Below are 17,829 nucleotides of genomic sequence, written 5' to 3'. Positions count from 1 at the left end.
CGGCCTGGACGCTTGACGCTTGCCCTTGCGGATTGCCCCGGCCCTGCCCCCATATCCGTCAGACCGGCGGATGCGCCAGACACCCGCAACGCCCTCCACACTCGCCCTCGCAACTCGCCACGCACCATGGAACACTCCGACCAAGACCGCCTCATCGCACTCGCCGGCCTGCATCAGGCCGCCTACTGCGTGCAGCGCATTGCCAACCGCGGCACCGTGGACTCGGCGCAGATGGAGCCCTGCATCTACAGCCTGTTCCAGATCGACGCCGCTGATGTGGCATCGGTCTATGGCGAGCCCGGCGCCGTCGCCACCGGCGCGCGCCAGGTGGTCGCGCAGCTCACCGGTGAGCCGCAGCGCGAGATGGAGCTCACCCGCTATGTCATCGCCCTGATGCGCCACGAGCGCAATCTCGGCGGGCGGCGCAAGATGCAGCAGGAAATCGCCCGGCGCGTGCAGGGCGCCGCCGCCGCCCGCGGCGACCTGCCGCTGTTGGACCGGGAAGTGCTGGCGGGCCTCGCCGGCATCTATCAAGACACCATCAGCAAGCTCACGCCGCGCATCATCGTGCGTGGCAACCCCCTCTATCTGCAAAACCCGGACAACCAGGACCGCATCCGCGCCCTGCTCCTCGCCGGCATCCGCGCCGCCCTGCTCTGGCGCCAGTGCGGCGGCAGCCGCTGGCAGGTGCTGCTGGGCCGACGCAGGATGCTGGACGCCGCCCGCGCCTATCTGCGGGATACCGAGCGCGTCTGAGCAGGGGTCAATGACCCCGCCAGAGCGTTGAAAAGCTCAGTCGCTCCGGGACGCCAGGACGAAGTCCCCGAGGAATGCGAGCCGCCCCCGGGGGCTGGCCTTGCGTGCATAACGTTCGTCAGCGGTAATGAGCGTGGCCTCACGTTCCAGTGCAACGGCATGATAGAGGGTGTCGAAGAGGTGATGGTTCAGGTCCGTGGCAAGCCGCGCCGCGCGCAGCAGCACCGAATGCTCATCGCAGACCTGAAGCTCCAGCGCATCGAGCAAGCCGGACGCGCGCTGCAGGATATCCGGGTTCAGGCGCACCACGACGGCCGTGGTCTCTAACAGCCAATGCACTGGCTGGATCACGTCGATGCGGCCCTGGCGGACCGCATCCAGGATGTCGAGCGCCCGGTCAGTGTGCGGCTCGGTCAGCGGGTCAGGAAAGACCCACTTGACTGCCACACTGGCATCGATCACCGCCCTCACGGGCGCCCATCCTCCCGGGCGCTGCGGATCTCCTGATCCGACCTCGGATGCTGCTCCGCGCGCAGCGCCAGCAAGGCATCGATCGCGGCTGCACGCCGCTGCTGGCGCCGTCTATCCTCAATCGCCTGCCGCATCAGAGCGGTCAGCACGGCGCTCTTGTTCTCACCTGCAAACAGGGCGTTGAATTCCGCTTTGACCTCGTCGGGCACGCTGAAATTGACTGTGGCCATCGGTCTGCGCTGTTGCGTTGTTGATGATTTCAACACACACTAGCCGGACCAACCGGAGACTGCAAGTGCCATAACATCCGGTTTGGCGGCGACACGCATCGCCAGATGTCTCGCCGCGGGCGCTTTGTCCCATGACAGGCAGTCTGGCAAAGGGGGAAGGCAGCGCCCGGCATTCGCTGCATTGATCAGGCGTCGGCCGCCGGCTAATCTGGAGGGACATTCCAGATCAGCCGAGCAACCCGTGCTCCAATATCACCCGCGCACCCTCGCCGCCACCATCCACAGCGTCTCGGCCCACTTTCCGGTGCTGTTGCTGACCGGGCCGCGTCAGGTCGGCAAGACTACCCTGCTGGAGCATTGCTCCGGGCCGGCGCGCCGGCGCGTGACGCTGGACGATCTGGATCAGCGGGATCTGGCCCGGCGCGACCCGAAACTCTTTCTGCAACGGCATCCGCCACCCGTGCTGATCGACGAGGTGCAGTACGCCCCGGAGCTGCTGTCTGTCATCAAGATGACCGTGGACAGTACGCAGCAGCCCGGGCAGTTCTGGCTCACGGGGTCGCAGAAGTTCCGGCTTATGCAGGGGATCTCGGAGAGCCTGGCGGGCCGCGCCGCCGTACTCGATCTGCTCGGACTGTCGCGGGCGGAGATCGCCGGTCACGCCGAGGATGCCCGGCCATTTCTGCCAACCGCGACCTGGCTATCGTCGGCCAGAGCCGGCGCAGAGCCCCTGGCGCTCCCGGATGTCTATCGCGCGATCTGGCGCGGCTCCCTGCCCCGGGCGGCGCTGGATCCCAGCATGCCGCTGGAGGTGTTCTTCAGCTCCTATCTGCAATCCTACGTTCAGCGCGACGTCCGAGCCCTGGCACGGGTGGGGGATGAGCTGGTGTTCCAGCGCTTCGTGCGTGCCGCCGCTGCCCGGACAGGCCAGCTGCTGAACTACGCGGATCTCGCCCGTGACGTGGATGTCGACCAGAAAACTGCCAAGCATTGGCTGGCGATCCTGGAGGCATCCGGACTGGTGTTTTTGTTGCCCCCCTGGCACAGCAACCTGACCAAGCGGCTGGTGAAGACGCCGAAGCTGTATTTTCTGGATACCGGCCTCTGCGCCTACCTGACGCAGTGGACATCACCCGAGTCCCTGGAGGCGGGCGCGATGTCCGGGCACATCCTCGAGACCTATGTCGTCGGCGAGATCCTGAAGAGCTGGTGGCACAACGGGCGGCGTGCCCCGTTGCACTTCTACCGGGACCGCGATGGCCGCGAGATCGATCTGATCATCGAGCAGGACGACCACCTTTACCCCGTCGAGATCAAACGGACCGCGACACCGCGACGCAACGTGACCACCGCCTTCGACAGGCTCGACGGCCTCGGTCCGGAGCGCGGGGCAGGCGCGGTGATCTGCCTGTGCGAGTCCGATGTGCCGTTATCCGATGATGCGACCGCGATCCCCGTGGGCTACCTGTGAGCCAGCGTCGTCAACATCGAGCCGTCCGCTGGTCAGCCGCAGAGTATCCCAGCCTGGGCTTGACGGGAGGGCCTTGCCGCCACAGCCTGGATCAGCGCCCTCGCCGCCGGTCATGCAATGGCAACAATTGCGGGGGGGCTGGTGCATCGGGGGCCATGCATCGCTAGAATCGGTAGGATTCCGCACCGCAACAAACCCCTCCGGAGTCCCAGATGCACGACAGCTTCAAGGCCAAGGCCCTCCTCGACGTGGCCGGTAAGCGCTACGAGATCTTCCGCGTGGACGCCGTGGCGAACAGCGCCCGGCTGCCCTTCTCCATGAAGATCTTGCTGGAGAACCTGCTGCGCCACGAGGACGGCGTGACGGTGAAGCGCGCCGACATCGAAGCCGTCGCCAACTGGAACCCCAAAGCCGAGCCCGACACCGAAATCCAGTACCGCCCCGCCCGCGTGCTGATGCAGGACTTCACCGGCGTGCCGGCGGTGGTGGACCTGGCGGCCATGCGTGACGCCATGGGCGCGCTCGGCGGCGACCCGGACAAGATCAACCCGCTGCAGCCGGCGGAGTTGGTCATCGACCATTCGGTGCAGGTGGACAAATACGGCTCCGACGCGGCGCTGGGGCTGAACGCGGAGCTGGAGTTCTCGCGCAACAAGGAGCGCTACCAGTTCCTCAAGTGGGGCCAGCAGGCCTTCGACAATTTCAAAGTGGTGCCGCCGGACACGGGCATCGTGCACCAGGTGAACGTGGAATACCTGGCCCGCGTCGTCTTCGGCCGCGAGCGTGACGGCGTGCTCCAGGCCTACCCGGACACGTTGGTGGGCACCGACAGCCACACCACCATGATCAACGGCGTCGGCGTGCTCGGCTGGGGCGTGGGCGGCATCGAGGCCGAGGCCTCCATGCTGGGCCAGCCGGTGTCCATGCTGATCCCGAAGGTGGTGGGCGTGAAGCTCACCGGTAAGCTGCCCGAGGGCGCCACGGCGACGGACCTGGTGCTGACCATCGTGGAGATGCTGCGCAAGCACGGCGTGGTGGGTAAGTTCGTGGAGTTCTACGGACCGGCGGTGAAGACCCTGCCCATGGGCGATCGCACCACCATCGCCAACATGGGCCCGGAATACGGCGCCACCTGCGGCCTCTTCCCCATCGACGACGAGACGCTCGACTTTCTGCGCCTGACGGGCCGCAGCGACGAGCAGGTCGCACTGGTGGAGGCCTACGCCAAGGCCCAGGGCATGTTCGACGCCGACGGCAGCCTGGAGGCGGACTACAGCGAGACCCTGGCGCTGGACATCGGCACCGTCGTGCCGAGCCTCGCCGGGCCCAAGCGCCCGCAGGACCGCGTGGCGCTCACCGATGTGAAGGCGGGCTTCGAGGCGGCGCTGAAGCAGGTCAACGCCGAGCGCGGCGTGGAGCGCAACCCGGGCGTGCAGACCACCATGGACGGCCAGGACGTGGCGCTCGGCGACGGCGCCGTGGTCATCGCCGCCATCACCTCCTGCACCAACACCTCCAACCCCAGTGTCATGCTCGGCGCCGGGCTGGTGGCGAAGAAGGCCGTCGAGCGTGGCCTGACGGTGCCGCCCTGGGTCAAGACCTCGCTGGGTCCGGGCTCCATGGTGGTGACCAGGTATCTGGAGGACGCCGGGCTCATGGCGCCACTCAAGACGCTGGGCTTCCACGTGGTGGGCTACGGCTGCACCACCTGCATCGGCAACTCCGGGCCGCTGCGACCGGAGGTCTCCAAGGCCATCGCCGACGGCGACCTGACGGTGGCGTCCGTGCTCTCCGGCAACCGCAACTTCGAGGGCCGGGTGCACGCCGAGGTGCGCATGAACTACCTGGCCTCGCCGCCGCTGGTGGTGGCCTACGCCATCGCCGGGCGCATGGACTTCGACCCCTACAACGATCCGCTGGCCACGGACCAGGACGGCAAGCCGGTGTATCTGCGCGACATCTGGCCCACCCAGGGCGAGGTGGCGGACACGGTGGCGAGCTTCCTGGGCCGTGACGACTACGTCCAGACCTATGCCGACGTGTTCAAGGGCGACGCCCGCTGGCAGGGGCTATCGGCGCCCGCCGGCAAGACCTTCGCCTGGGATGCGAGCAGCACCTACGTGCAAGAGCCGCCCTATTTCCAGGGCATCACCATGGCGCCCGAGCCGGTGGCCGCCATCACCGGCGCCCGCTGCCTGGCGCTGCTCGGCGATTCGGTCACCACCGACCACATTTCCCCCGCCGGCAACATCAAGGCGGACAGCCCCGCCGGGCGCTACCTGATGGAGCATGGCGTGCAGCCCGCGGACTTCAACTCCTACGGCTCGCGCCGCGGCAATCATCAGGTGATGATGCGCGGCACCTTCGCCAATATTCGCCTGCGCAACAAGATGGCGCCGGGCACCGAGGGCGGCGTGACCCTGCATCAGCCTTCGGGCGAGCCGATGTCCATCTATGACGCCGCCATGCGCTATCAGGCCGACGGCGTGCCGGCCATCGTCATCGCCGGCAAGGAATATGGCTCCGGCTCCTCACGGGACTGGGCCGCCAAGGGGCCGCGGCTGCTGGGTGTGCGCGCCGTCATCGCCGAGAGCTACGAGCGCATCCACCGCACCAACCTGGTGTGCATGGGCGTGCTGCCGCTGCAGTTCCAGCCGGGCGAGAGCGCCGAGTCCCTGGGGCTCACCGGCCATGAGTCCTTCAGCATCGAAGGCCTGGACGACGGCCGCGCCAAAGCCGTCACCATCACCGCCACCGGCGCCGATGGCGGCGGCAAGCAGTTCCAGGCCCGGGTGCGCATCGACACCCCCAACGAGGTGGAGTACTACCAGCACGGCGGCATCCTGCATTACGTGCTGCGTAAGCTCGCCGCCTAGGCCGCTGCCATGGACCTCTCCACCCTCACCGCCATCTCCCCCATCGACGGGCGCTACGGCAACAAGACCGAAGCCCTGCGGCCGCTGGCGAGCGAATACGGCCTGATCCGCCATCGGGTGCTGGTGGAGGTGCGCTGGCTGCAGGCGCTGGCGGCGCATCCGGGCATCGCCGAGGTGCCCGCGCTCTCGCCCGCCGCGCGGGAGCGCCTCGATGCCATCGTCGAGGCGTTCTCCGTGGACGACGCCGGCCGGGTAAAGGCCATCGAGCGCACCACCAACCACGACGTCAAGGCAGTTGAATACTTCCTGAAGGCGCAGGTGGCGGACGACGCCGAGCTGGCCGCTCTGACGGAGTTCATCCACTTCGCCTGCACCAGCGAGGACATCAACAACCTCGCCCATGCGCTGATGCTGCGCGCGGCCCGGGAGGCTGTCCTGCTGCCGGCCATGGATGCGGTGATCGGCGCCGTGCGCGATCTGGCCCATCGCTACGCCGAGCAGCCCATGCTCTCGCGCACCCACGGTCAGCCGGCGTCGCCGACGACTCTTGGCAAGGAGATGGCCAACGTCGTCCATCGCCTGCGCCTGCAGCGCAATGCCGTTGCCGGCGTCCACCTGCTCGGCAAGATCAACGGCGCCGTTGGCAACTACAACGCCCACCGTGTCGCCTATCCCGGGGTCGACTGGCCGGCACTGGCCCGGGACTTCGTGGAATCCCTGGGCCTCACCTGGAACCCCTACACCACCCAGATCGAGCCGCATGACTACCTCGCCGAGCTGTTCGACGCCCAGGCCCGCTTCAACACCGTGCTGCTGGACTTCTGCCGCGACGTCTGGGGTTACATCGCCCTTGGCTATTTCAAGCAAAAGACGGTGGCCGGCGAGGTCGGCTCATCCACCATGCCGCATAAGGTCAATCCCATCGATTTCGAGAACGCCGAGGGCAACCTGGGCATCGCCAATGCCCTCCTCGGCCACCTGGGCGCCAAGCTGCCCGTGTCACGCTGGCAGCGGGACCTCACGGACTCCACGGTGCTGCGCAACCTCGGCGTCGGCCTGGCCCACACGCTGATCGCCCTGCAGTCCGCGCAGAAGGGCATCGGCAAGCTGGAGGCAGACCCCGCACGCCTGGCCGCGGACCTGGATGCCAACTGGGAGGTGCTCGCCGAGCCCATCCAGACGGTCATGCGCCGCTACGGCGTGGAGCAGCCCTATGAGAAGCTGAAGACCCTCACCCGTGGGCGCCGCATTGGTCCAGACGCCCTCGCCGCCTTCATCGAGCAGCTCGCCATTCCTGAGCACGCCAAGACCGAGCTCAAGGCCCTCACGCCAGCCCGCTACCTCGGCAATGCCGCGGAGCAGGCGCGGGCCGTCTGACGCGCGCCGACGCGCCGGGTGCGCACGCCTGATGCCACGGCCTTCAGCACAGTAGCAGACACAAAAAAGCCCGCCGCAGGGCCTGCGGCGGGCTTCTGGGGCATGGCCGCCGGCCTGCGCCGCCGGCCGCCGGCCCGCTACATCGCCTCGGGTACCTCGAGCACCACCACACGGCGGCGCAGCGGGTTGTTCTCGAGCGGGCCCAGATCACCGACCTGGAACTCGGGTGGCACATCCCAGGAGTAGCCGGTGACGCTGGCGATGTCACCCCGGGGGATGCCCTGATCGATCATGTATTCGCGGATGGTGTTGGCGCGGTTCTCGCTGAGCACCAGGTTGTAGTCGAAGGTGCCGAGCTTGTCGGTGAAGCCACCGATGACCAGACGCTCCTGACGCGGCGAGGCCTTGACGTCCTGGATATAGTCGTCCAGAGCCGTCAGGACCGAGGGGTTCAGGATATCGTTCAGGCCGTAGCGGTCCAGCGCAAACTGGATGCGCAGCACCAGCGGGTCACGGACCTCGATCACCTGGCAGGGCGGCAGGTTGGTGGGGCCGTCGGGCGGCGTCGACTGCCAGCACTCGCCGTAGCTGGTGGCCCACAGCTGGCCCTCCGGTGCGGCCGGGTCGCCGGCGGCGTACCAGTAGGTCTCCTCGGGCTCCTGGGCGACGGCGCCGAAGCTGAGGGCGGCGGTCGCCGGCAATGCCAGCGCCAGGGTTCGCAGGGTGGTGAGATATCGCATCTTAGACTCCCAAAATGTTGCGTGATGTCAAAATAGGCAGTGGCGAGCGCTGCTGCAAGTGCCCTGTTGCAGTGTGGCGTTCGCCGGCGGGCAGGAACGCAGCGGCGCGCATACTGGGCGGGATACAGGCATCGGCCCCGATAGTTTAGCCAAAGTTCGCGGCATTCGCGCAACTTTTTCGATCTTTTCGGTTTTCTTGCATCACGGCATTCGGGTCTTTCCTGTAAGCCATTTACCTAAAAAGGCTTTCTATCGTGCTCATGGCACTTGCGTACCTTACAACTGTTGCTCTTGAACAACATGATCGCAACCGCCGTGCCCGCCATGCCTGATGGTTCCCAGTTACTGGTCCGCGGTGCGGTCTTCATCGTGCTCGGCGAGCTGTGCTTTGCGAGCATGGGCGTTGGCATCCGACTGGTCTCCACGGAGCTGGATAACACCATGATCGTCTTTGCCCGCAACCTCCTGGGGCTGTTGTTGCTGCTGCCATGGCTCGCGCATCGCGGCGTGGGCACGCTGGCAACCGCGGTGCCGGGCTTGCATCTGCTGCGTGCGGGGGCCGGCGTCGCCGCCATGTATTGCTTTTTCTACGCCATCGCCGCCATGCCGCTGGCTGAGGCCATGTTGCTGAAGCTCACCGCGCCGATTTTCATGCCTCTGATCGCCGTGCTTTGGCTGCACGAACGGGTGACGCCGACGCTGGCGTTGGCGCTCGGCATCGGTTTCGCGGGCGTCGCCGTGATCCTCGACCCGGGGGTGACGGGCAGTGGCATCAGTGTCTCGCCGGTGGCGCTGATCGGGCTCATGGGCGGCGTCCTCGCGGCCCTGGCCAAGGTGACGGTGCGGCGACTCTCGCGCACCGAGCCGCCGACACGCATCGTTTTTTATTTCGCCCTCATCGCCGCCGCCATTTCGGCGGTACCGCTGACCTGGAGCTGGCAGACGCCGTCCTGGCCGGCGGCGGCAGGCCTCGTCGCCATCGCCGTCGCCGCCACCCTGGGCCAGCTGGCGCTGACCCGGGGCCTGTCGTTGGCGCCGGCGTCGCGCATGGGCGTGTTCGGCTACTCCGCCGTCGTCTTCGGGGCCGCCTACGGCTGGCTGCTCTGGGACGAGCCGCTGACGCTGACCACCATCACGGGCACCCTGCTCATCGCCGCCGCCGGCCTGCTCGCCACCCGTGCCCGCACCCGCTCGCGGCGACGACCGCTGCCGACGCCGACCAGGGCCGTGCCTCCCGGGCAGCGCTGATCACGCGCGCGCATCGCCTGTACCGCATCACCGGTATTGGCCCGCTGGCCTCGCGCCCGTCGCAGGCGCGCCCTTCAGAATGTATCCACCAGCTTGGTGGCGAGCCGCGTCTCCAGGGCCTCGGCGACGGAAATCCAGTACATGCGATCGTTGGGAACGGAGGCCGCCGCCAGCGCGACGGTGTCGTCGATGCCCATTTCGCGCAGGTAGAGTGCCGCCGCCACCACCGACAGCTGCCCACCCTCGTGGCTGCTCAGATGCTTGGGCACCTTGCTCTGATGAATGCCGAGCTTGGCGCTGCGGGTCACGTAGCGCTCGATGCCGCCGGCGAGCACGTCGACACAGGCCGATGTGCACACATCCTGCACGCCGACCCTGAGACCGTTCTGGCGCAGGTAGCGCCCCAGCCGCCGGGCCTCGAAGAGCGAGCCGCCGGGGCTCGAGATGAGCAGACCAACCGCCTTCTCGCTGCGCAGCTTGTCGATGACCTCATCGGCGAAGCCTTCCTGAATCTCGCCATTGACCACGACCCAGGTGTTTCCAATGTTACCGGCGGCATCGAACCGGACCAGTCCGGAAGCGGCGTCGGTGAGCGCGGCGAGCTGCTCGCAGGCGTTGCGCGCCAAGCGCCGCAAGGCATCCCGTGCCCCCGCATCGCCGACGGCGGCGACGGTCAGGGCGTTGGCGCGCTGCACCATCTCTTCCACCGTAAAGTCGTAGCGCTCCACGGCGGCGATGACCGCGGCGTCGGTGGCGCCGCGGTCATCGTTCTGCACGACACGGCGCAGGTGACAGGTGGCGATGGTGGTCAGCAGCTCGTCGCGATCCATGCCGGCGGGTCGTGTCGCCGCCGGCTGCTCGGGCTCGAGGCCGAGGCCGGCGCAGCCCGCCAATAGCAGGGCGGCGCAGAGCGCCAGGGCCACCGCCGGCGCATGCCGGCGCCTGCGCGCGGATGCCGGGCACCGACGGGACCCCGCATCCATCAGATGATTCGCACCGGGATGTCGGCCTCGGCGAGCGCCGTCTTCACGTCCGCAATGGGCACCTCCCGGCGATGGAAGATCCCCGCCGCCAGGGCGGCATCGGCACCGGTGGCGGTGAAGACCTCGACGAAGTGGGCCGGCGTCCCGGCGCCGCTCGAGGCGATGACCGGGATGCGCACGGCGGCGCGCACGGCGGCCACCAGCTCCAGATCGAAGCCCAAGCCGGAGCCGTCGCGGTCGATGCTGTTCAGCAGGATCTCGCCGGCGCCGAGGGCCTCGCAGGTCCGGGCCAGCTCCACCGCATCCACATCGCGGCCCTCGCGGCCACCGCTGACGGTGCATTGGAACCAGCAGAAACGCTCGCCGTTCGGGCCCGGGTGGGCGGTTTCGATGACGGGGCGCTCGGTGGCCTCGGGGCCGCTCACATACACCCGCCTCGGGTCCACGGAGATCACCACCGCCTGATTGCCGTAGCGCGCGGCGATCTGCTCGATGGCGCTGCCGCCGTCGGCGCCCCGTTCGCGCACCTGCTCCACGGTATAGACGGCATCCGAGCCGATGGAGATCTTGTCGGCGCCGGAGCGGAAGTACTCGTCGGCGACGTCCAAGGCGCTGTAGCTGTTGCCGTCGGCATCGGTGAAGGCGCGGATGCCGCCGCCGATGGTCAGTGGCACGAACACCTGCTCGGAGGTGCGCCGCAGAACCTCGAGCATGGGCTGATCGCGCAGCGGAAAGTCGCGGAAGGCGGTGATGTTGAGGAAGGTGATCTCATCGGCGCCCTCTGCGTAGTAGCGCGCCGCCAGCTCCACCGGCTTGCCCAGGTTGCGTACTTCCCCATCCTCGCGCACGTCGTACTGGTCGCCCTTGGTGACCACCAGATCGCCGGCGTCGTTACTGCGCACATCCAGGCACGCGATCACACGCCTGGCGAGCCGGGTTGGCGGCGCCGGCGGATGCGGTGTCTTGGCGGCTTCCGGTGCCGAGAGGATGCGCGGCGCAAACGCCGGTGCCACGGCGACGGTGCCCGTGAGAAAGCGTTGCAGGAAGGCGAGCCCGGCGGGCCCGCTCTTTTCGGGGTGGAACTGCACCGCGATCACCTGCCCGTGCTGGACGGCGGACACGAATGCATCGCCATAGTCGGTCTCCGCCAGGAGCCAGTCCGCATTGGCGGCCTCCGGCCGGGCACAATAGGAGTGCACGAAGTAGAAGCGATCCGCCGTCAGCCCCGCGAAGAGCTCAGCATCACGGCACACCCGAACGCCGTTCCAGCCCATGTGCGGCACCGACAGCGCCTGCGACGGGAAGCGCGCCACGCGGCCCGGAATCAGCCCGAGGCCGGCGACCTCCGGCGACTCGTCACTGCCCTCGAAGAGACACTGGAGCCCGATGCAGATGCCCAGGAAGGGCCGATCCGCCCGCAGGTAATCCAGCAACGGCGCGACGAAGCCCTGGTCCCGCAACCGCGCCATGGCGGCGCCGAAGGCGCCGACGCCGGGAAACAACAGGCGCTCGGCGGCGAGGATGTCTTCGGGCGTACGTACATCCCTGACCTCGTAGCCGAGACGGGTGATGGCGTTGCGCAGGCTGCGGACATTGCCCGCACCGTAATCGAGAAGAGAGATCATGGCAGAGGGTCTTGGCTGGCGGCGCTGGAATTGGATGTTACCAGTCTGTGATCAGACATCGATGCCCTCCGCCTCCACCACCCGGGCGAGCGCCGCCTCCATGGTGGCACGGGCCTGCGCGGTGGCGGCATGCAGGAAGGCGTGCAGGGCGGCGTCGTCCGCATTGCGGTTTTCGCATTCGCGGGAGTAGGTCTCGAAGGCCACCAGGCTCGACACGAGCTGTACCAGGTGATGGGGGCATTCGCACTTGACCGTCGGCGACGCCGCGGCGATGCGTGACAAGGCCGCGGCATCGTAGAGGCGCGCCGGCGGCGGCGCACTGAGATCGAAGTCCGCGAGCAGCGCCGCCGAGCTGCCGCTGCCGGCCACATGCATGGCGCCGCACCAGCGCCGCAGCTCGTCGGCATTCACCGGCGCCCGCTTGGCCAGCATGTGCTGCGCCTCGAGGCGGCCCACCACCTCGCGGCTCGCATAGTTGTAGATCACAAGCGTGCGCGGCGCCCCGCTGCGCACCGCCAGGTCGGCGAGCTGGCGCAGCTGGTCATCGTGGATGGTCGGACACTCCAGCACCAACAAATCCAGGCCGAGCCTGCCCACTTGGTCGCGGAACACCGACTCTTCGGTGTAGAGGCCGACGAACTGGACCTGTGCCTCCGTCTGCTCCTGGTCCCGACACGGCTCGGTCTGAATCATCACGGGCAGCGACGGCCCCAGCACAGCCACGCGGCAGGGATGGGCTTCCTGCAACGCCGGCGCCGGCGTGTCCAGCCCCTGGGCGCGCTGGCGCAGATGCTCCAGCGACAGCCGCGCCACGTGGCTGATGGCATCGCCGTTGTCGACCAGGCGCTTGATCAGGTTGAGCCGGCTCACGTCCTCGGCATGATAGAGGCGCGTGCCCGCCTCCGAGCGCACCGGTGTGACCACGGCGTAGCGGCGCTCCCAGACGCGCAGGGTATCCGGCGGAATTCCCGTCAGCCGCGCCACGGCACCGATGCGATAGGTCTGGCCGACGGCGGGTGCGTTCGTATCGGTCACAAGCGGACCCCGCATGTTAATGTTTTGTCCATATCGTATTTAAACATTCTATTGACAGACGACCGATGACAGCCGAGAACTCCGACTCAAGGCTGGACAACTCATGGACACAACGCCGCCGCATGGATGCACTATCCCGGGCAGCGCCGCCACCATTGCCTTCGAGTATGGAGTCAACTCGGGCGCGTCCAAGTTTTGAACAGCCTATCACCGATGTCCCGCCCCGCCCGGCAGGAGGGCCGTGCACGGCGGTGCGGTTGCTCAGCGCCCGCGCAGCCGCGCCAGGAGCCGGCGCCACAGACCGCTGCCCGGCAGCAAAGCGGCGAAGACGATGGCAACGATGGCAGCCTGGTACCAAAGCAGGCCCAGCCAGGGTGGCGTCACCCCCCCGGTCATCCATTCTTCGGCGAGCCGCTGGCCGTTGAAGAACGCAAAGTACGCCAGAAACGCGAGCGCGAGCCGCCCACCGCTGCGCTGTCGCGGCGACAGCTGTATCAGCGGTACCGCAAGCAAGCCGAGGACGATGACACCCACGGCGGCGCTCAGGCGATGCTCCAGCTCCGCACGGTCACGGATATCTGTCGATGCGAGCAGCGCCGCCGTCGGCGTCGCCGCCCGGCGCCAGCGCTCCGCCTGGCCGGCGCCCGCACCACTGATGTAGTACGTCAGTCGTGCAAAGTCGAACAACGTATAGGCGGCCTCTCCGGGGATGCCGTCGAAGCGTCGCCCCTGCTCCAGCACCACCGCCCGCGCCCCGGCCACGGCGGATTCGCGGTAGGCGCCACGCTCGGCGAGCACGATACGCGGCGGATCGCTGCGACGATCCTGCACGAACACGCCCGTCAAGCGGCCGCCGCTGTCCATGCCCGCCGCATAGAAGGTCACGGCGCCGTCGCTTTGCTGATAGAAGCGCCCGGCCTGCAAGCCGCCGATGCGCGTGGCCTCGTCGTCCTTGCGCGACTCGATGAGCTGGATCTGCGCCGAGGCGTAGGGCTTCAGCACCAACGCGAACCAGGCCGTCACCAGTGCCACCGGCAGCGCAAACAAGAGCACGGCCCACAACAGCCGCAACGGCCGCAGCCCGCCCGCCGAGAAGGCGATGAGCTCGCTGTCGCGGGCCATGCGCCCGAGCGCCATCAACACCGCGAGGAAGGCCGCCGGAGCCAGCAGCGTCGCCGTGTCACGCAGCAGTTGCAGCCCCAGGAAGTGCAGCACCAGCCCGGCGCGCAGATTGCCGATGTTCACCTGCTCGAGCGTGCGCAGCAGGAGCATGCTCGCCACCACCAGCACGAGCGTCGCCATGATGGCCCCGAAGACCTTGACGATCTCGGTGAGGCAATAGCGCTCGGCGATGTGCCACATGGTCGTCCCCCCCCGCAAGCCTCAGGCGCCGCCAACGCTACCGCCCGGACGACGGCAGGTCTGCGCAATGGCGGCGAGCCGGGCGCGGCGGAGGGCTTCGGGGATATCCTGGCGCGCCGTCGCCGCAGCGGCGATGGCGCGCTCGTTCACCTGGCGCACGGCGCGGGCACAACGGCGGATCAGCTCGCCCTGGGCGTAGGTGCGCTCCTCGAAGCCGGTGCGCCCGCGATAGTCGGCCTCGCAGGCCAGCAGCATTTGCTCCAGCCGGCGCGGGCGCCGGAACAAATCCGCGGCCTCGAACAGGCCGAGCAGGGCCGCAGGCGCAAGGGCGTGCGCGCGATGCACCTGGCCATGATAGCGGGCGGTCAGCCGCGCCAGCTCGCAGAAGCGCCTGGGCACCCTGAGCCGCGCACAGACATCGCCCACCAGCGCAACACTGCGCGCCTCGTGACCGTGGTGCTGCGGCCATTGCGCCGCCGGCGTGGTCGCCTTGCCAAGATCGTGGCAGAGCGCGGCGAAGCGCACCTCGAGCGCATCCGACAGCCGCGCCGCCATATCCACCACCAGCATGGCGTGCTCACCGGCGTCGATCTCCGGGTGCGAGCCTGCGGGCTGCGGCACGCCCCAGAGCCGATCCAGCTCGGGCAGCAGCCGTGCCAGTGCGCCGCAGTCGCGCAACACGCGAAAGAACCGCGACGGCCTGGACTCCGACAGTGCCTTGGCCATTTCCTGCCAAACGCGCTCCGGCACCAGCGCATCCACCTCGCCGGCGGCGACCATCTCGCGCATCAGTGCCATGGTCTCGTCGGCGACGCGGAAACCCAGCTCGGCGAAGCGCGCCGAGAAGCGGGCGACGCGCAAAATCCGCACCGGGTCCTCGGCGAAGGCCGCGGAGACGTGACGCAGCACCCGCGCCTTGAGATCCGAGACGCCGCCGAAGGGGTCGATGATGCGCCCGTCCCAGTCCTCGGCGAGGGCATTGATGGTGAGATCCCGACGCGCCAGATCCTGCTCGAGCGTCACCTCGGGCGCGGCATAGACATCGAAGCCGTGGTAACCCGGTGCGCGTTTACGCTCGGTGCGCGCGAGGGCATATTCATCCTTGGTCTCCGGATGCAGGAAGACCGGGAAGTCCTTGCCCACCTGCGTGAAGCCGCGCCGGCGCATCGCCTGCGCGCTGGCACCGACGACGACATAATCGGACTCGTCCACCGGCAGGCACAGCAGCCGGTCGCGCACCGCGCCGCCCACCAGGTAAATCTCCAGGCCGTCGGTGGCCGCGCTGCTCACGTTTGGCGCTCCGGGGCGGCGGCACCAGGCGTGCGTGCGCGGGCGGGTCTGATTGTGGTGGCCGCTGACATCGGCACTCCGCGGCTGAGACGGCACTGAATTATAAACGCGGCAGCGCGGCGCCTTGACAGCGTTTGGCGCACGCTCACGGGGCCACGGCAGACACACGCCCGGGCTGCGAGCCATTACAATGCAGGACCTTGCACACTGCGCGCGGGTGACGTGCCATGACTCGCCTTCTGGGCTACTTGCTGGTGCTGGCCGTGCTGGCCTATGGCCTCTGGCCCTACGACACCGTCTTCAGGCTGGACGATGCCGTGCGTGCCACCGAGCCCGAGGACCTGGCGCCCTTGGTGGATCTCGCCGCCATCCAGGCCAACTATGCGGCCCGCCTCGGCGCATCGGTGCCGGTCTTCGAGCCGCGCGGCGGTCCCGGCCCCGGGCAGGCGCTGCTCTGGCTGCAGAGTAACCTGCAACGCCTGGGCGATGCCGCGCTGGATCAGGCCATCACGCTGCAATGGGTGCAGGACAGTCTGCGCCAGGCCGCCGAGCGCGTCAGCGCAAGCCAACCGGCCCTGTTCATCGACGCCGTCGACTTCGCGTTTTTCGAATCCTGGAATCGCTTCGTCATCCGGCTCGGCCCCCTGGGAAGCGAAACCCACGTGGTGCTCGGACTCGAGGGCAAGGACTGGCGCATCGTCGATCTCGTGCGCTGAGGTGGTGCGCACGCCCTGGGACGCCATGGGCGCCGTCTCCAGCCTGACCGCCCGCTGCTGGTGAGCATCCGCCCCGACTCGCGCGGCTGGGGCATGTCCCGCGCGGGCGCATCCTGATTCAGGCGCGCCGGGGCGGGCGCACTGTAGTCAGCCCGTCGTAACGGCCGTCGGATGCCAGCCCATAGCCCGTGACGCCCCGCCGTGTGGCGAGCACCTGATCCTCGAGCCACAGCGGCAAATAGGGCAGATCCCGGTGCAGCAGATGTTGTAGCGCCCGGTAGAGGGCCGCCTGACGCCGGGCATCGGGCTCGGCCGCGGCCGCCTCGATGAGTCGGTCGGCCGCGGCGCGGCGATACCGCCCGCGGTTGGCCCCATCCGGTGGCACTGCTTCGCTGTGGAACGCGTAGCGGAAGAGATCCGGGCTGCGGATGCCCACCCAGGTGAGGCTGTAGAGCTGGAAGCGGCCCGCCTTGATATCACCGAAGAAGGTCCCCCAGTCGTAGCTCTGCACCCGCAGGTCGATGCCGACGGCGGCGAGCTGCGCCTGGATGACGGTGGCGAGACGAATCCGAAAGGGATCGCTGGAGGTCTTGTAGCTGAGCGCAAGCGGCCGGCCGGGGCCGTAACCCGCGTGCGCCAGCAGGGCGCGGGCGGAGACCGGGTCGTAGGGGTAAGGCGCCAGGTCCGCGGCACCGGCCCAGTGCTCGGGCGGAAACAGGGCCTCCGCCAGGCGCCCGTTGCCCTGAAAGAGCCAACGCAGAATCGCGGTGCGGTCGATGGCATGGGCAATGGCGCGGCGAACCTCGGCGCGGCCGGTGGCGGGGTCCGCGAGGTTGAAGCCCAGATAGGAACAATTGATGCCCGCGCTCTGCACCACCCGCACCGACGGCTGGCGGCGCAGATAGCCCACCAGCGCTGGTGGCAAATCGTTCTGCAGCAGCTGCACCTCGCCGCGCAGCAGCTTCATGACCCGGACGTTCGGGTCCTTGACCGTCACCAGTTCCACGGCCATGTCATCGTGCCGGCGCCGCAGCATGAGCCGCCCCGGCGCCGGCCAGCCCGCCAGCACGAGGGGCCCGCTGCCGACGGGCGCACGCTGAAAGCCGTGGCCCGCCTCCACCAGCGAGGCCGGCAGAATGCCAATGCCCAAGTGATAGGCGAAAAGCGGCTCGGGCTGGCGGAGATGGAAATCGAGGGTGCGTGCATCCCGCACCTCCATGCGCGCGATCACCGACAGCACGGCGCGATGATGGGAGGCGGTCGCCGGGTCCAGCACCGAGGCATAGGTTGCCACCACATCCGCCGCACCCACCGGCTCGCCGTTGCTGAAGGCGGCGCGCTCGGCACGCAGGCGAAAACGCCAGTGCCGGGGAGCCAGCTGCTCGAAATCGGCGATACCGGGGACCGGGCGGCTCGCACCATCGAATTCCACCAGCCGTGCATAGAGCAGCCGATTCACCCGCTCGGACGCGGCGTCGGTGGCGAGCCGCGGATCCAGGTTGCGCGGCGCATCGGCGATACCAAGGCGCACAGCCGCCGTCGCCGGCCCATCCCGGCCACAACCTGCGCCCAGGCCGACCATGGGCCCGGCGAGGGCGGCGCGGATCAGACTGCGGCGGTGCACATCGACGACGCGGGCAATCCGCAAA

At 68.4% G+C, this 17,829-nt stretch carries 15 protein-coding genes; 6 read left to right on the top strand and 9 right to left on the bottom strand.

The window, feature by feature from the left end; genetic code table 11:
• Window positions 1-126 precede the first annotated feature (126 nt).
• The gene (gene hflD, locus QZ588_RS00410; RefSeq protein ID WP_295538421.1) at window positions 127-756 is read left to right on the top strand and encodes a high frequency lysogenization protein HflD; all 630 of its coding nucleotides are present in this window, start codon (window positions 127-129) and stop codon (window positions 754-756) included.
• Between the two features lie 36 nt (window positions 757-792).
• Here the strand turns inward: hflD and QZ588_RS00405 are convergent, their stop codons facing one another.
• Both QZ588_RS00405 and QZ588_RS00400 read right to left on the bottom strand, forming a co-directional pair.
• Window positions 793-1,227, bottom strand: coding sequence for a type II toxin-antitoxin system VapC family toxin (locus QZ588_RS00405; RefSeq protein ID WP_295538418.1), 435 nt, complete (start codon window positions 1,225-1,227; stop codon window positions 793-795).
• Window positions 1,224-1,457: a hypothetical protein gene (locus tag QZ588_RS00400; RefSeq protein WP_295538417.1), complete on the bottom strand. Its 234-nt coding sequence runs from the start codon at window positions 1,455-1,457 to the stop codon at window positions 1,224-1,226. The genes QZ588_RS00405 and QZ588_RS00400 overlap by 4 nt, the downstream gene beginning before the upstream one ends.
• A 241-nt stretch (window positions 1,458-1,698) precedes the next feature.
• On the opposite strand from QZ588_RS00400, the gene QZ588_RS00395 reads away from it, so the two are divergent.
• The 3 genes from QZ588_RS00395 (at window position 1,699) to purB (ending at window position 7,181) form a co-directional block, all read left to right on the top strand.
• A complete protein-coding gene (locus QZ588_RS00395; RefSeq protein ID WP_295538414.1) occupies window positions 1,699-2,928 on the top strand; it encodes an ATP-binding protein in 1,230 nt (409 codons plus the stop codon).
• Between the two features lie 212 nt (window positions 2,929-3,140).
• Entirely contained in the window at window positions 3,141-5,804 is a 2,664-nt protein-coding gene (acnA, locus tag QZ588_RS00390; protein ID WP_295538412.1) for an aconitate hydratase AcnA, read from the top strand.
• Between the two features lie 9 nt (window positions 5,805-5,813).
• The gene (purB, locus tag QZ588_RS00385) at window positions 5,814-7,181 is read left to right on the top strand and encodes an adenylosuccinate lyase (RefSeq protein ID WP_295538409.1); all 1,368 of its coding nucleotides are present in this window, start codon (window positions 5,814-5,816) and stop codon (window positions 7,179-7,181) included.
• A gap of 137 nt (window positions 7,182-7,318) precedes the next feature.
• On the opposite strand, the gene QZ588_RS00380 is transcribed toward purB, so the two are convergent.
• Entirely contained in the window at window positions 7,319-7,921 is a 603-nt protein-coding gene (locus QZ588_RS00380; protein WP_295538407.1) for an OmpA family protein, read from the bottom strand.
• Window positions 7,922-8,245: 324 nt separating this feature from the next.
• Between QZ588_RS00380 and QZ588_RS00375 the strand changes: the two genes are divergently transcribed.
• Window positions 8,246-9,169 (top strand): DMT family transporter, encoded by a 924-nt coding sequence (locus tag QZ588_RS00375; RefSeq protein ID WP_295538404.1) that lies wholly within the window; start codon window positions 8,246-8,248, stop codon window positions 9,167-9,169.
• 74 nt (window positions 9,170-9,243) lie between these two features.
• Here QZ588_RS00375 and QZ588_RS00370 read toward each other — a convergent pair whose 3' ends face one another.
• The 5 genes from QZ588_RS00370 to QZ588_RS00350 form a co-directional block, all read right to left on the bottom strand.
• Window positions 9,244-10,152 carry a hypothetical protein gene (locus QZ588_RS00370; protein ID WP_295538401.1) on the bottom strand — a complete coding sequence of 303 codons (909 nt, stop codon included), beginning with the start codon at window positions 10,150-10,152 and terminating at the stop codon, window positions 9,244-9,246.
• Complete coding sequence (gene hisF / locus QZ588_RS00365) at window positions 10,152-11,777, bottom strand: imidazole glycerol phosphate synthase subunit HisF (RefSeq protein ID WP_295538397.1); 1,626 nt, start codon at window positions 11,775-11,777, stop codon at window positions 10,152-10,154. The genes QZ588_RS00370 and hisF overlap by 1 nt, the downstream gene beginning before the upstream one ends.
• A gap of 51 nt (window positions 11,778-11,828) precedes the next feature.
• Window positions 11,829-12,812, bottom strand: coding sequence for a MerR family transcriptional regulator (locus QZ588_RS00360; protein WP_295538394.1), 984 nt, complete (start codon window positions 12,810-12,812; stop codon window positions 11,829-11,831).
• Between the two features lie 261 nt (window positions 12,813-13,073).
• The gene (gene lptF / locus QZ588_RS00355; RefSeq protein WP_295538393.1) at window positions 13,074-14,174 is read right to left on the bottom strand and encodes an LPS export ABC transporter permease LptF; all 1,101 of its coding nucleotides are present in this window, start codon (window positions 14,172-14,174) and stop codon (window positions 13,074-13,076) included.
• Between the two features lie 21 nt (window positions 14,175-14,195).
• Window positions 14,196-15,464 (bottom strand): multifunctional CCA addition/repair protein, encoded by a 1,269-nt coding sequence (locus QZ588_RS00350; RefSeq protein WP_295538391.1) that lies wholly within the window; start codon window positions 15,462-15,464, stop codon window positions 14,196-14,198.
• Window positions 15,465-15,691: 227 nt separating this feature from the next.
• Between QZ588_RS00350 and QZ588_RS00345 the strand changes: the two genes are divergently transcribed.
• The gene (locus QZ588_RS00345; RefSeq protein WP_295538389.1) at window positions 15,692-16,180 is read left to right on the top strand and encodes a DUF2939 domain-containing protein; all 489 of its coding nucleotides are present in this window, start codon (window positions 15,692-15,694) and stop codon (window positions 16,178-16,180) included.
• Between the two features lie 118 nt (window positions 16,181-16,298).
• Here QZ588_RS00345 and QZ588_RS00340 read toward each other — a convergent pair whose 3' ends face one another.
• Window positions 16,299-17,828, bottom strand: coding sequence for an ABC transporter substrate-binding protein (locus QZ588_RS00340; protein ID WP_295538384.1), 1,530 nt, complete (start codon window positions 17,826-17,828; stop codon window positions 16,299-16,301).
• Between the last annotated feature and the right edge of the window lies 1 nt (window position 17,829).

This window comes from uncultured Thiohalocapsa sp., assembly GCF_913062725.1.
Taxonomy (GTDB): domain Bacteria; phylum Pseudomonadota; class Gammaproteobacteria; order Chromatiales; family Chromatiaceae; genus Thiohalocapsa.
The sequence above is the reverse complement of the archived record's forward strand: the minus strand, read 5'-3'. Positions and strand labels throughout refer to the sequence as shown.